The following is a 13384-nucleotide window of genomic DNA, read 5'->3' on the forward strand; positions in this document are numbered from 1 at the left end:
GATATCTATGCACGACCTGATGCGCTTTTATCATCAAGCCTTTGCTGACAATGCTTCGAGGCCTATAAGGCGGTCGTTTTGAAGCGTCGGTAGATTCCCGAGGCCGGGCGTTTCTGAACGGTTTGTCACTTGGGAGAGGTCGCAATGCATTGGCTCGGTACGCGGCATCGACGAGGCAGATAAAGGCTCGGAGCGTTATCTGCCTGTGTTTCGCTCCCGCTTCATTTAGTTCGGCATGCAATTTATATAGACGAGTAACTCGTCGCCACGATGCGTCGACTTACGACACCGAGGCCAGGTCGCCCGTCACGCGCGGTCAAGGCGCCGACTGGATCGACGGCATATTCTCGAGTGCTTTCAACGCAAGCTGGGCGATGTGCAGTGGCGTCTTCCCTGCCCCCTGCTCGATCTGCTCGCGACAGCTGAATCCATTCGTCACGATGAAGGCGTTGGATGGCACGTCGCGCACCAGCGGCAGCAGCCTGTCTTCCGCGATTTTCATCGACAGGTCGTAGTGGCCGGCGTCGAATCCGAATGAACCCGCCATCCCGCAGCATCCCGTATCGAGCAGCTTCCAGTTCACGCCAAGCTTGTCCAGCAGCATCGTCTCGCCCTTCATCCCGAACAGCGACTTTTGATGGCAGTGACCGTGCACGACCACTTCAGCGTCGAGTTTCGGCCAGTCGAAGTCCGCGCGCGCGACGAAGTCCGAGAAGAGGAAGGTCTGCGCGGATAGTTTTCTCGCCATCACGTCATCGGGCAACTGCTTCAGCAGTTCGTCTTTGAAGACGGAGAGACAACCCGGCTCGAGCCCAACGACAGGCACGCCTGTGCGGACATCGTCGGCCAGTTCATCGACGGCGCTGCGTAGCAAGGCTTTCGCTTCGTCAAGAAGCCCGTAGTCGTAGAGCGGCCGCCCGCAGCAAAGCCGCTTGCGGGGCAGCACAACCTGATAACCGATCTGGCTCAGTACATCGAAGGCGGCCGTTGCGATTTCCGGCGAAAAATGATCGTTGAAGGTGTCAACCCACAGGATGACCTTCTTCGCGTGCTTCGGAACGGTTCTACCGTTCGCCATGCCACGCCGGCTTGCCAGCGCTCTGAACGTCGTAGGCGCGAAAACGGGCAGATTGCGTTGCGGCGCGACGCCAGCGAACCACTTGCTGATACGAGCCAAGGGCGGAGTCGACACCAAAAAGTTGATAAGCCACGGAAAACGACTCGCGAATGGCGCCCATTGTCCGATCCTCCCCATGAACATCGCCTGCCTCGGCCGGCGATGCTTCTCGTAGTAGTGTGAAAGAAACTCTGCCTTATACGACGCCATGTCCGTATGCGTCGGGCAATCCGACTTGCAGCCCTTGCAGGCAAGACAGGCGTCCAGTGCTTCCTTCACTTCATGGCTGTTCCAGCCATTCGTGATGACTTCGCCCTGAAGCATTTCCCAGAACAGATGAGCACGCCCACGCGTCGAGTACTTCTCTTCTCTCGTGGCCCGGAAGCTCGGGCACATCGTGCCGCCTTCGAGTGACCGGCATTTGCCCATCCCGATGCAGCGCTCGACTGCGCGTTGCATGCCGTCGCCTTCAGGGCTCGCGAACGTGAGTCGGGTAGTCAGCTTGACCGGCTTGTAGGACGGCCCCATGCGCAGATTTTCATCCGCACGATAGGCGTTCACGACCTTGCCTGGATTCAACCGGTTCGCCGGGTCCCAGATGGCCTTGAAAGCTTCCATCGCCTGCATGATTTCGGGGCCGTACATGATGGGCAGAAACTCTGCCTTCGCCTGACCGTCACCGTGTTCGCCAGAGAGCGAACCGCCGAAATCGACCACCAGTTGCGCCGCCTCGCGCAGGAAGCCCCGCCACGTCAGCACCCCTTCAGCGGTACGGACGTCGAACGTGATACGGGCGTGAACACAGCCGTCGCCGAAGTGACCGTAGAGACACGTCTCGTAACCATAGCGGTCAACGAGTGCCTGAAATTGGCGCAGATAATCACCGAGACGCAGCGGATCGACAGCCGCATCTTCCCAGCCAACCATCGGGTCAGGCTTTGAACGATCGATTGATAGCGATACAGCAGAGGCGCCCGTCTCACGGATCGACCAGATCTTCTGCTGCTTCGCTTTATCTTCGACGACGAGGCCGGTGACACCAACGCCGCCCTCGCCCGCCGCAAACCAGGCGTGCGCATCGTTGGCCTGCTGGATAGCATCGGCAATGGTGTCGGCGCCGAATTCCAGCACGACCCACGCATCGCCAGCGGGCAGCAGCGCAATTTCCTCGGCCTTCAACCCGCGCGTCTGCAGTCCCCGGATGATGCCGCGATCCAGACCCTCGATCGCTATCGGCGCAAAGCGGTTGAAATGAGGAACCGCATCCGCTGCCGTATAGATGTCGCAAAAGCCGAGGACAAGCAGCACGCGGCATGACGGGCTGTGGACGAGCCGGACCTTCGCCTGAAGCGTAACGGCACAGGTTCCTTCCGTTCCAACCAGCGCACGTGCGACGTTGAACCCGTTCTCCGGCAGCAGCTGATCCAGGTTGAAGCCCGATACGCGCCGCCTGATTTGCGGGAACTCGTGCCGAATGCGGTCCGCATAACGATCGCGGAGATCGCGCAGCTTGCGGTAGATCTCGCCGCGACGACCGCCTTGCGCGATGATGTCTTCGAGTTCGGCGTCGGTGGTCGGCCCGACCCAGAAGCGGGCGCCATCGTACGTGACGATTTCGAGCGCTTCGACGTTTTCGACGGTCTTGCCCGCCATGACGCTATGCGCGCCGCACGAGTTGTTGGCAATCATGCCGCCAAGCGTGCAGCGGCTGTGCGTCGCCGGGTCCGGCGCAAACGTGAGACCGTGCTTTTCCGCAGCGTCGCGCAACGTATCGCACACGACGCCTGGCTCGACGATTGCCGTCCTGCTTTCCGGATCGACTGAAACGACCCGGTTCACATACTTGCTTGCGTCGGCCACCACCGCCACGTTCACGCACTGCCCGTTCTGCGACGTGCCACCGCCGCGGGTCAGAAACGGAACGTCCTTGCGACGGCACGCGCCCAGTGCTGCAACGAGATCATTGACGTCGGCGGGCACGACGACGCCTAGCGGTATCTGCCGATAGTTCGACGCATCGGAAGCATAGAGGGCCTTCGAACTGGAATCGAAACGGACTTCACCTCGAATCGACCTCCGAAGCTCCGCTTCGACTTCCTGAAGCAGACTCTTGCTTGCCTGAAACGGTGTGGCGGCTTTCACGTTACTTCGCTGCGTTGGCGGTCATCTTGAAGATACCCGTCGCGTTGCCGGCGTCGAAGCGCAGGTCGGTCTGCCAGCGGCGCTCCTTTTGATCGAACGCGCGCTTGCGCGTAATGAATTCATAGAACGAGCCCGGCACTTCCCGCGTCACGGTCCTGCCGTCGGCGGACCTGAACTCACGCCTGACCGTATCGGCACGGTACGCCGTCTGGAAAACGCGGCCCGAACGCGAACGCTCGACTTCGGGCTTCATGGGCCGGCCTTTCGCCTTCTCGGCATCCGACAATGCGAACACATCGTCCACGCGGTCCGTTGCATGGTTAAAAGCATTGCCTTCCGTCGAAATCCACGCCATCTCGGCGGACTCTAGCAGCAGCGTTGCATAGTCTGCTTCGCTGGGAATGTCGTGCTGACGGGCGAATGCGCGAACGATGACGGGCAGCAATTCCTGAGCCGCCTCGAATGGCAGCGAGCCATCGCGTTCAAGATCCGACAGTTGCGAAATCGCGAGCGGCGTCAACGGGTCCTTCGACGATTTCACGACGTTGGTGACGGCCGTTTGAAATTCCTTCGAAAACCGCTCGGGGTGCAGTTCGCTGACGAAAAACTGCGCGATCTCGTCTGGCGCGTCTTCGTGCGCGTACGCGCGGCCCGTCATGCCGAGCTTGTCCAACGGGTAGCGACCGTTCAGCCTGAAACCCAGCGGACGCAGGATTCGGGTGAAAGCACCTTCGCCCGGAGGCAGCGCTCCGTTATGCGGCCAGCGGACAGTACGAAGCGCCCCATGGTCGAAGTACACCGAGCCACCGTTGGCGATGGCGTCACTCGTGTACGTGCGTCCGTTCGGCGAGCGCTGTAGCAGGTCCTCGAAAAGCGCCATGTTCATGGCTTGCGCCAGTTCGGCACGCGTGACGGTACCGTCCTCCCAGTCCTGCAGGATAGCCGGGACATTCAGCGTCGAAAACAGGAGTTTAGTCTTTTCGTTGCCGAGCAGCTTCGTCAACAGACGTTCTACGTTCGCATTGCGCATCGCTTGTCTCTCAGAGCAGACCGCCGCAAAGGCGGAAATGGGTCATCCTTCTGCCTTCCAGTTGAAGGCGATCCCAACGTGATTCGCATTATTGGAATCCTTGCGGACCTCGTAAAGCGATATAAAATTGTCACTTGATGAGTTTTTGGAACCAAGATGCGCAAGTTCAAGATTCCGAACATGGGTGCGCTAATGGCCTTTGAAGCCGCAGCGCGGCACGAGAGCTTCACGCATGCGGCCAAGGAGTTGTTTCTGACTGAGAGCGCAGTGTCGCGGCAGATAGCGACGCTCGAATCGAACCTCGGCGTGCGCCTCTTCGTTCGTGCGAAGCAGCGCGTGGTTCTTACCCGGGCCGGGCGGCTGTACGGCACGCAGGTGCGCCGGGCGCTGGAGAATCTGGACCGCGATACGCTTTCGATCATCGCGCATGGCAGCGGCGGCGGCTATCTCGAACTTGCCGTGCTTCCGACATTCGCCTCGCACTGGTTGATTCCCCGGCTGAGGTACTTCAACGATCACACGCCGGACGTACGGGTCAACATGGGTGTGCAGACCGGCATGTTCGACTTCGAGGAATCGCACTTCGAGGCGGCCATTCACTACGGCAAGCCCACCTGGCCCGGCACGTCCGCAGATTATCTGTTCGGGGAAGAAGTCGTACCGATCTGCGCGCCGTCGCTGCTATCCAGACCGATAAGAAAAGCGCACGAGTTGCTCAACTATCCGCTTCTTCACTCCACGACTCGCCCCGACGCATGGACGCGTTGGTTTTTCGATTTGGGCGTCGAGGACAATTCGACGATGCAAGGTGTGCGCTATGAGTTGTACACGATGCTGATTGCCGCCGCAGCAGCGGGACTAGGAATCGCGCTGGTTCCGAAATTTTTTGTCGATGGGCATCTGAAACAGCAGGGCCTTGTCATTCCGTTCGAAGTGGCCTCCGCGGTTGATTCAGCCTACTACCTCGTTTATCCGACCGAACTCAGCCATGGCAAGCCGCTCGAACTTTTCAGAGCGTGGCTCCTCGAAGAGGCCAGCGCGTACAACGCGATCCACAAGCCGGCGTGACAAGCGCGACACCGCGAGCTGGACACCAGCGCACATGGTCGCGACGTCTACGCAACATCGAGGGGCGCGGTGATCGCCAATGCGCGCGCAAACGGTAACCCGTACCTGCCGATAATCGAAGAACTGCAACAGCACGGGACCTCTTTGTTCGACCGGTCCGTAAATATCCTGGCCTCACACCGCGCTCCAGACCGGGAGCGGGTCTCATTAGTGAGCGCTTGGTCCACAGATCGACTTGCGCCATTGCAGTACAACCAGTTTTCACTTCCCCCGAACCGGCATGATGAACCTCGTTCGTCGCTCGAGCTGAGGTTCCCGACGGGCAGCGCGTTCTTCCTTGAATCACTACGGGTATATCCGATATCAAACCCGATAGTTCGCGCCATCACGCTCAAGCAGCCGCAGCAACGCCGTCCATTCGCGGTCAAGATGCACCGTACCGAGGTAGGCATAGTCATCGTGCTGCTTCGCGGCGTGCTCGCACACCTCGGGAGAAGGAATGACGACCTTCTGTCCCGCTGACAGTGTCGCCACCTGAATTTCGCAAGCCCTGTTCAGATAGAACATGCGTGTGAATGCCTCTGCAACCGAGCGGCCCGTAGTCAAAAGGCCATGATTGCGCAGGATCAGATAGTCTCTGCTGCCAATCGATGCGACTATGCGCTCGCGCTCATCGAGTTCCAGCGAAATGCCCTCGTACTCGTGATACGCCACGCGGTTATAGAACTGCATGCTGATCTGGTTCAACGGCAGGAGACCGCACTCCATCGCTGCGACGGCCATGCCGTACGTCGTATGCAGATGAACGACACACTCGACGTCGTGTCGCGCCTGATGCAGCGCGCTATGAATCGTGAAGCCCGCAGCATTGACTTCGAAGCGATCATCGCCGATCGGATTTCCGTTGACATCGATCTTCACCAACGACGATGCCGTGATTTCGTCAAAGAACCAGCCATGGGGATTGATCAGGAACTGGTCGGTGATGCCGGGCACGCGGGCCGAGATGTGGGTGTAAATCAGATCCGTGAGTTCGAACTTTGCTGCCAGCCGATAGGCTGCCGCGAGTTGCACACGTGTGTCCCACTCGGCTTGGGAAACGTTTCGAGGTTTTCGATTAGTATGCGGATCGGTCGTGGAAATCATGCTGGATGCTCTCCGGGTTCGATAGTCATAACGCGCAGCGATACCGCGCGCTCAGGTTTGTTGTTTCGGTTGCCGTTCAGATCCCGGCTACGAGGGCTGGCACTGCTTCAAACAAGTCGCTCACCAGACCGTAGTCCGCGATGCTGAAGATCGGCGCTTCTTCGTCCTTGTTGATCGCGACGATCACCTTCGAGTCGTTCATGCCCGCGAGGTGCTGGATCGCGCCCGAGATGCCCACCGCGATGTACAGTTGCGGCGCAACGATCTTGCCGGTCTGGCCGACCTGATAGTCGTTCGGCACGTAGCCCGCATCGACGGCTGCGCGGGATGCGCCCATCGCCGCGCCGAGCTTGTCGGCAAGCGGCTCGAGAATCTTCGTGTAGTTCTCGCCGCTGCCGAGACCCCGGCCACCCGACACGATGATGTTCGCCGACGTCAGTTCCGGACGGTCCAGCTTCGTCACTTCACGGCTCACGAACTGCGAGATGCCTGCATCGGCTGCGGCGTCGATCTTCTCGACCGATGCGCTGCCGCCTTCTGCTGCCACCGGGTCGAAGCCGGTTGCGCGCACCGTGATGACCTTGACCAGGTCTTGCGATTGAACTGTTGCAATCGCGTTGCCAGCGTAGATCGGGCGCTCGAACGTGTCCGCGCTATCGACCGCCGTGATGTCGCTGATCTGCGCGACGTCGAGCTTCGCGGCGATGCGCGGCGCGATGTTCTTGCCGTAAGCGGTCGCGGGCGCAAGGATGTGCGAATAGTCCTTCGCCGGGTCTTGCACAAGCGTCAGCACCGTCGCTTCGACGTTTTCGGCGAGGCCCGCTTCGAGTTGAGGCGCATCGGCGAGCAGCACCTTCGCTACGCCTGCAATTTTCGATGCGGCTTCAGCCGCTGCCTGTGCGTTGTGGCCCGCGACCAGCACGTGAATATCGCCACCGATCTTCTGCGCGGCAGCGACCGTGTTCAGCGTCGCGGCCTTGATCGACGCGTTGCCCCCCACGGGGACTCCCTTCGGTGCGTTGTGTTCAGCAATTACCAGAATCGTCATTTCATTCGTCTCCGCTTTCCGCAAAATTCGCGTCGATCAAAGCACCTTGGCTTCCGTCTTGAGCTTCTCGACCAGCGTTTTCACGTCCGGCACCTTCACGCCAGCAGAGCGCTTCGGCGGCTCGCTGACTTTCAGCGTCTTCAGACGCGGCGTCACGTCGACGCCCAGCTCCTCGGGCTTCACGGTCTCGAGCGGCTTCTTCTTCGCCTTCATGATGTTGGGCAGCGTCACGTAACGCGGCTCGTTGAGGCGCAGATCCGTCGTCACGACAGCGGGCAGCTTCAGCGACAGCGTTTCCGCACCACCATCGACTTCACGCGACACCGTCGCCTTGCCATCCGCAACCGTGACTTTCGATGCGAAAGTCGCCTGCGGCAGGTTCGCCAGCGCGGCCAGCATCTGGCCTGTCTGGTTCGAATCGTCGTCGATCGCCTGCTTGCCGAGAATCACCAGCTGCGGCTGTTCCTTGTCGACCAGCGCCTTCAGCAGCTTGGCCACGGCCAGCGGCTGCAGGTCTTCATTCGATTCGATGAGGATCGCGCGATCAGCACCAATGGCCAGCGCCGTGCGCAGCGTTTCCTGGCACTGCACGACTCCGCATGAAACGGCAATGACCTCACTAGCGACACCCGCTTCCTTCAGGCGCACCGCCTCCTCGACGGCAATCTCGTCGAACGGATTCATCGACATCTTTACGTTCGCGATGTCGACGCCCGTCCCATCCGACTTCACGCGGACCTTCACGTTGTAGTCGACCACCCGCTTCACTGGCACCAAAACCTTCATCGTTGTTCCTCTGCCGTCGGGCCCTCAGTGTGCCCGAATTTATGAAAAATCCCGATTTTTCGCGTCCACTACCGTTCCGCCTCCTCACTCGCAGCGCCTCGGCCGCAGACCGAGCCAAACCACGAAAGCTCACGAAAACCCTTATAAAACCGTGCTTTACAAAGAAACAGGAGCAATCAAAAATAGCCTGGATACGAAATTCATTTTGTTCGTGTTGACAGCACTGTAAGACGTCACTCATCATATGTCAACGAACAAAAAATCGTACTTCCGGTGTTTCATGAGGAAAGGACACGAAGCACTGCCGGAGCGTTCGTCGGCGGTATTTTTCGCTGGGACACCCCCGGCACATGTCATTGGTTAAACAGGAGAGTCATGGTGGCCAGTCACGACAAGGCACGGGTTGGCGTTGATATCGGTGGAACCTTCACCGACGTTGCGCTCGAACTCGGTGGAACGCTGTTCTCCACCAAGGTGCTGACGGATTACACGGCGCCCGAACGCGCCATCATCAAAGGCATCGGCATCGTTGCGGACAAGGCCGGTATCGCGCTGCAGGATATCGGCGTCATCATCCACGGCACCACCCTCGCCACCAACGCACTCATCGAGCGACGCGGTGCAAAGACGGCCTTTGTCACGACGGAAGGCTTTCGCGACACGATCGAAATGCGCACGGAAAACCGCTTCGAGCAATACGATCTGAACATCAAGCTCCCTCCGCCGCTGATCGAGCGCTGCGACCGCTTCACGCTCGGCGAGCGCATCGACGCGCAAGGAGGCATTCTGCTCGCACCGACAGAAGCGCAAATCGAATCGATCGTCGATCGTATCGGGCAAGGCGGCTATGAGAGCGTCGCAATCGGTTTCATTCACGCGTACGCGAACGGCGTGCATGAACGCATGATGCGCGATGCGATCGAGAAGCGTCTGCCCAACGTGTCCGTGTCGATATCGAGTGAAGTGTCGCCGCAGATTCGCGAGTTCGAGCGCTTCAATACGGTCTGCGCAAACGCCTACGTGCGTCCCATCATGAAGTCCTATCTGGATCGCCTGCTCGGCAAGGTCCGCGAAGCGGGCGCAGTTTGCCCGCTGTTTATCATCCACTCGGGCGGCGGCATCGTCTCGATCGAAAGCGCCTCCGCGTTTCCGGTTCGCCTCGTCGAATCGGGGCCGGCGGGCGGCGCGATCTTCGCCGCGCACATCGCAGCGCGTTACGATCTGAACAGTGTGCTTTCCTTCGACATGGGCGGCACCACCGCCAAGATCTGCCTGATCGACGACCTCACGCCGAAGACGGCCAACACGTTCGAAGTCGCCCGCACCTATCGCTTCAAGAAAGGCAGCGGCATGCCCATTTCGATCCCCGTCGTGGAGATGGTCGAAATCGGCGCGGGCGGCGGCTCAATCGCTTCGCTCGACGTGATGCGCCAGATTCGCGTGGGCCCGCATAGCGCGGCATCGGAGCCCGGCCCCGCGTGCTATCAGCGCGGCGGCACGCAGCCGACCGTGACCGACGCCGATCTGCTGCTCGGACGCCTCGATCCCGCCAATTTCGCTGGCGGCACAATCCAGCTCTCCACCGACAACGCCGCCACCGCGATGGTCGAGGAAGTGGGCGGCGCAATCGATCTCAAAGCTGAAGAAGCTGCCTATGGCGTCGCCGAAGTCGTCGACGAGAACATGAGCAATGCGGCGCGCGTACATGCTGTCGAAAGCGGCAAGGACATCGGCGACTACACGATGATCACGTTCGGCGGCGCAGGCCCGCTACACGCGGCGCGTCTGTGCGAGAAGAGCGGCATCCGGAAGTTCATCGTGCCGCCGGGCGCGGGCGTCGGCTCTGCGATCGGCTTTCTGCGCGCGCCGTTCGGTTATGAAAGCGTGCGCAGCGCGAGCATGCGCTTCAACGACTTCGATGCCGATGCATTGAACGAGATCGTCGGCCAGTTGAGCGAAGAAGCCGTGCACTTCGCGCGGCAAGGCTCGGGCGATGCGGAGCCGCTCGTCGAAATCAAGGCGTTCATGCGCTATGTCGGCCAGGGCTGGGAAATCCCCGTGACGATTCCACGCCGCCATTTCGCCACCGACGATCGCACTACCTTCGCGGATGCGTTCACGAAAGCCTATACGCAGTTCTTCGGCCGCCCGATCGATGGTCTCGACATCGAAATCGTCAGCTGGGCCGTGAAGGCAAGCTCGCCGATGCCGCCCGTTGAGCGCCTGCAACTCGTGACGTCACGCGAGACCGTAGCCGCTGCAAAGACCCGCATGATTTTCGACGCGGCCCTGCATCGTTTCGTCGAAGCAGCCATTGTCGAACGCGGTTCGCTGAAAGTGGGCGAATGCGTGACGGGACCTGCGATCATCGTCGAGCCTGAGACCTCGACGCTCGTCACCTCGTCGTTCGATGCGATGGTGCAGCCCGACGGATGTCTGCTCGTCGTCGCCAAAGAACCGAACGCCACCCGCTGATCAGGAGTCAAACCATGTCCCTTGACAATCTCGACACGATCCACATGCAGGTGATGTGGAACCGCCTGATTTCCGTCGTGGAAGAACAGGCGATGGCCCTGATCCGTACTGCGTTCAGCACCAGCGTGCGCGAAGCGGGCGACCTCTCCGCGGGCATATTCGACAGGCGCGGCCGCATGCTCGCGCAAGCCGTGACGGGCACGCCCGGGCACGTGAACACGATGGCTGAAGCCGTCGAGCACTTCATGAACGACATCGGCGTCGACAGGATGTACGAGGGCGATGTCTACCTCACGAACGATCCGTGGAAAGGCACGGGCCACCTGCACGACTTCACAGTCGTCTCTCCTTCCTTTCACGATGGCGAACTGATCGGCTACTTCGCCAGCACGGCGCACGTGGTAGATATCGGCGGCCGCGGCTTCGGGCCGGACTCGCGCGAAATCTACGAAGAAGGTCTGTTCGTGCCGATCATGAAGCTGATCGAGCGCGGCGACGTCAATCGCGATCTGATCAACATTCTGCGCAACAACGTGCGCGAGCCGGACAAGGTCGTCGGCGATCTCTACGCGCTGGCGGCATGCAATGAAACGGGCCACAAGCGCCTGCTGGAGATGCTCGGGGAGTTCGACCTGAAAGATGTCGAAGGGATCGGCGAATACATTCTGGCGCGCAGCCGCGAAGCAACGCTCGAACGCATTGCCGCGCTCCCGAAAGGCACACAGACCAACGACATGACGCTCGACGGCTACGACACGCCCGTCAGGCTCAACGTGACGCTCACCGTCGGCGACGATCACCTGCTGGCGGACTTCGCCGGTTCTTCGCTGGCCAGTCCGTACGGCATCAACGTACCGCTGCTCTACGCGAAAGCGTACGCATGCTACGGCCTGAAGTGCATCATCGCGCCGGAGGTGCCGAACAACGCGGCATCGCTGGAACCGTTCCGCGTGGCGGCGCCGGCGGGCTGCATCCTGAACGCGCAACGCCCGAGTCCCGTCGCGGTTCGCCATGTGCTCGGCCACTTCGTGCCCGACCTCGTTCTGGGCGCATTGCACAAGATCCTGCCGGACCGCGTGCCAGCGGAAGGCTCCGGCGCGCTGTGGAACCTGCACGTCAGCGCGCGTCCCGTGCATGAAGATTCGGGCCTCAAGGGCAGCGAGATCCTGATGTTCAACAGCGGCGGCACGGGCGCGCGCGCGGAACTCGATGGACTGTCCGCCACTGCGTTTCCGAGCGGCGTGCATGCGATGTCCGTCGAAGCCACCGAGCAGGTCGGACCGATCGTCGTGTGGCGCAAGGAAATGCGCTCGGGCTCGGGCGGCGCAGGCAAGCTGCGCGGCGGCCTCGGCCAGATCGTCGAAATCGGGCCGCGCGCAGGCTATTACTTCCGCTTCAATGCGATGTTCGATCGCATCGATCACCCCGCGCGTGGACAGTCGGGCGGCCAGTCAGGCGCGCCGGGTCGGGTCACACTGTCGGACGGCACGAAGATGAAGGGCAAAGGGACGCAGGCCGTCGCCGAGCATGAACGCGTCACGCTGTCCCTGCCGGGCGGCGGCGGCGTCGGTTCTCCGGAACAGCGCGACCGCGAAGCCTTGTTGCGCGACATCCGCAACGAGTACATCTCCGAAGCGCAACTGCGCGACGACTACGGTCTAACGCTCGATGCCCTGAAAGCATCGGCAGGAAAGTAAGGAACAGACATGACCGACATCAGCAAGCCTCCGTTCAAGAACATCCTGATCACGGGCGCCGCGGGCGCGCTCGGCTCTGTGCTGCGCGAATCGCTGCGGCCGTACGCAGAACAACTGACGCTCAGCGACCGCGCGCCGCTCGGCGAAGTCCGCGCGAACGAGCGTCACTTCGTCTGCGATCTGGCCGACCGCAACGCCGTGTTCGACATGATGAAAGGCGTCGACATGGTCATCCATCTGGGCGGCGCGCCGCGCGAGAACACGTTTCAGGTCATTCTCGATTCGAATATCGCGGGCAGCTATCACATCTACGAAGCGGCGCGCCAGGAAAGCGTAAAGCGCGTGATCTACGCGAGTTCCGTTCATGCGATCGGCTTCTACGAATGCACGCAGACCATCGATGCCAATGTGCCGCAACGCCCGGACAGCCTGTATGGCGTGAGCAAGACCTTCGTCGAAAACCTGTCGCGCTACTACTTCGACAAGTTCGGGCTCGAGTCCATGTGCGTGCGCATCGGCTCGTGTTTCCCGAAACCCGTCGACCGCCGCATGCTGGCCACCTGGCTTTCCTACGACGACTTCTCGCACCTGTGCATTCAGGCGCTGATGACGCCGAGCGTCGGCCATATGATCGTCTATGGCAATTCAAATAACAGCGCGAACTTCTGGGACAACACGCAGGCCGGCTACCTCGGCTACCACCCGAAGGATTCCGCCGATGCGTATCGCGCCGAAGTCTATGCGAACACGCCCATCGGCGATCCGCGCCATCCCGCCGTGCGTTTTCAGGGTGGCCAGTTCGCTGCCGACGGCCACTTCGAAGATGATCCAAACAACAGGTAAGCGCCGCTGACCCGATCGACTTTCTGGAAGCA

General features: G+C 60.8%; 9 protein-coding genes. 4 read left to right on the forward strand and 5 right to left on the reverse strand.

The window, feature by feature from the left end:
* Window positions 1–316: 316 nt before the first annotated feature.
* The gene (locus GCT13_RS31925; RefSeq protein WP_321574750.1) at window positions 317–3259 is read right to left on the reverse strand and encodes an FAD-binding and (Fe-S)-binding domain-containing protein; all 2943 of its coding nucleotides are present in this window, start codon (window positions 3257–3259) and stop codon (window positions 317–319) included.
* Window position 3260: 1 nt separating this feature from the next.
* Entirely contained in the window at window positions 3261–4289 is a 1029-nt protein-coding gene (locus tag GCT13_RS31930) for a DUF1338 domain-containing protein (protein ID WP_152764981.1), read from the reverse strand.
* 156 nt (window positions 4290–4445) lie between these two features.
* On the opposite strand from GCT13_RS31930, the gene GCT13_RS31935 reads away from it, so the two are divergent.
* On the forward strand, window positions 4446–5357 hold the full coding sequence (locus tag GCT13_RS31935) for a LysR substrate-binding domain-containing protein (protein ID WP_152764983.1): 912 nt from the start codon (window positions 4446–4448) through the stop codon (window positions 5355–5357).
* 363 nt (window positions 5358–5720) lie between these two features.
* On the opposite strand, the gene GCT13_RS31940 is transcribed toward GCT13_RS31935, so the two are convergent.
* The 3 genes from GCT13_RS31940 to GCT13_RS31950 all read right to left on the reverse strand — a co-directional run bounded on the left by GCT13_RS31940 (window position 5721) and on the right by GCT13_RS31950 (window position 8337).
* Complete coding sequence (locus tag GCT13_RS31940) at window positions 5721–6503, reverse strand: class II aldolase/adducin family protein (RefSeq protein ID WP_152764984.1); 783 nt, start codon at window positions 6501–6503, stop codon at window positions 5721–5723.
* Window positions 6504–6579: 76 nt separating this feature from the next.
* On the reverse strand, window positions 6580–7551 hold the full coding sequence (locus GCT13_RS31945; RefSeq protein ID WP_152764987.1) for an electron transfer flavoprotein subunit alpha/FixB family protein: 972 nt from the start codon (window positions 7549–7551) through the stop codon (window positions 6580–6582).
* Window positions 7552–7587: 36 nt separating this feature from the next.
* The gene (locus GCT13_RS31950) at window positions 7588–8337 is read right to left on the reverse strand and encodes an electron transfer flavoprotein subunit beta/FixA family protein (RefSeq protein WP_152764997.1); all 750 of its coding nucleotides are present in this window, start codon (window positions 8335–8337) and stop codon (window positions 7588–7590) included.
* Window positions 8338–8712: 375 nt separating this feature from the next.
* Here GCT13_RS31950 and GCT13_RS31955 point away from each other — a divergent pair, with 375 nt between their 5' ends.
* The 3 genes from GCT13_RS31955 to GCT13_RS31965 are packed head-to-tail and all read left to right on the forward strand — an operon-like array spanning window position 8713 to window position 13352.
* Window positions 8713–10812 (forward strand): hydantoinase/oxoprolinase family protein, encoded by a 2100-nt coding sequence (locus tag GCT13_RS31955; RefSeq protein WP_152765000.1) that lies wholly within the window; start codon window positions 8713–8715, stop codon window positions 10810–10812.
* A gap of 14 nt (window positions 10813–10826) precedes the next feature.
* Entirely contained in the window at window positions 10827–12509 is a 1683-nt protein-coding gene (locus tag GCT13_RS31960; RefSeq protein ID WP_152765002.1) for a hydantoinase B/oxoprolinase family protein, read from the forward strand.
* 9 nt (window positions 12510–12518) lie between these two features.
* Window positions 12519–13352, forward strand: coding sequence for an NAD-dependent epimerase/dehydratase family protein (locus GCT13_RS31965; protein ID WP_152765003.1), 834 nt, complete (start codon window positions 12519–12521; stop codon window positions 13350–13352).
* Window positions 13353–13384 lie beyond the last annotated feature (32 nt).

The sequence above is a fragment of the Paraburkholderia franconis genome (assembly GCF_009362735.1).
Taxonomy (GTDB): domain Bacteria; phylum Pseudomonadota; class Gammaproteobacteria; order Burkholderiales; family Burkholderiaceae; genus Paraburkholderia; species Paraburkholderia franconis.

Excerpts from the sequence above, each read along its gene's own strand:
- GCT13_RS31930 (WP_152764981.1), bottom strand. The coding sequence starts at position 4,289 with ATGCGCAATGCGAACGTAGAACGTCTGTTGACGAAGCTGCTCGGCAAC.
- GCT13_RS31950 (WP_152764997.1), bottom strand. The coding sequence starts at position 8,337 with ATGAAGGTTTTGGTGCCAGTGAAGCGGGTGGTCGACTACAACGTGAAG.
- GCT13_RS31935 (WP_152764983.1), top strand. The coding sequence starts at position 4,446 with ATGCGCAAGTTCAAGATTCCGAACATGGGTGCGCTAATGGCCTTTGAA.
- GCT13_RS31945 (WP_152764987.1), bottom strand. The coding sequence starts at position 7,551 with ATGACGATTCTGGTAATTGCTGAACACAACGCACCGAAGGGAGTCCCC.
- GCT13_RS31940 (WP_152764984.1), bottom strand. The coding sequence starts at position 6,503 with ATGATTTCCACGACCGATCCGCATACTAATCGAAAACCTCGAAACGTT.
- GCT13_RS31965 (WP_152765003.1), top strand. The coding sequence starts at position 12,519 with ATGACCGACATCAGCAAGCCTCCGTTCAAGAACATCCTGATCACGGGC.
- GCT13_RS31955 (WP_152765000.1), top strand. The coding sequence starts at position 8,713 with ATGGTGGCCAGTCACGACAAGGCACGGGTTGGCGTTGATATCGGTGGA.
- GCT13_RS31960 (WP_152765002.1), top strand. The coding sequence starts at position 10,827 with ATGTCCCTTGACAATCTCGACACGATCCACATGCAGGTGATGTGGAAC.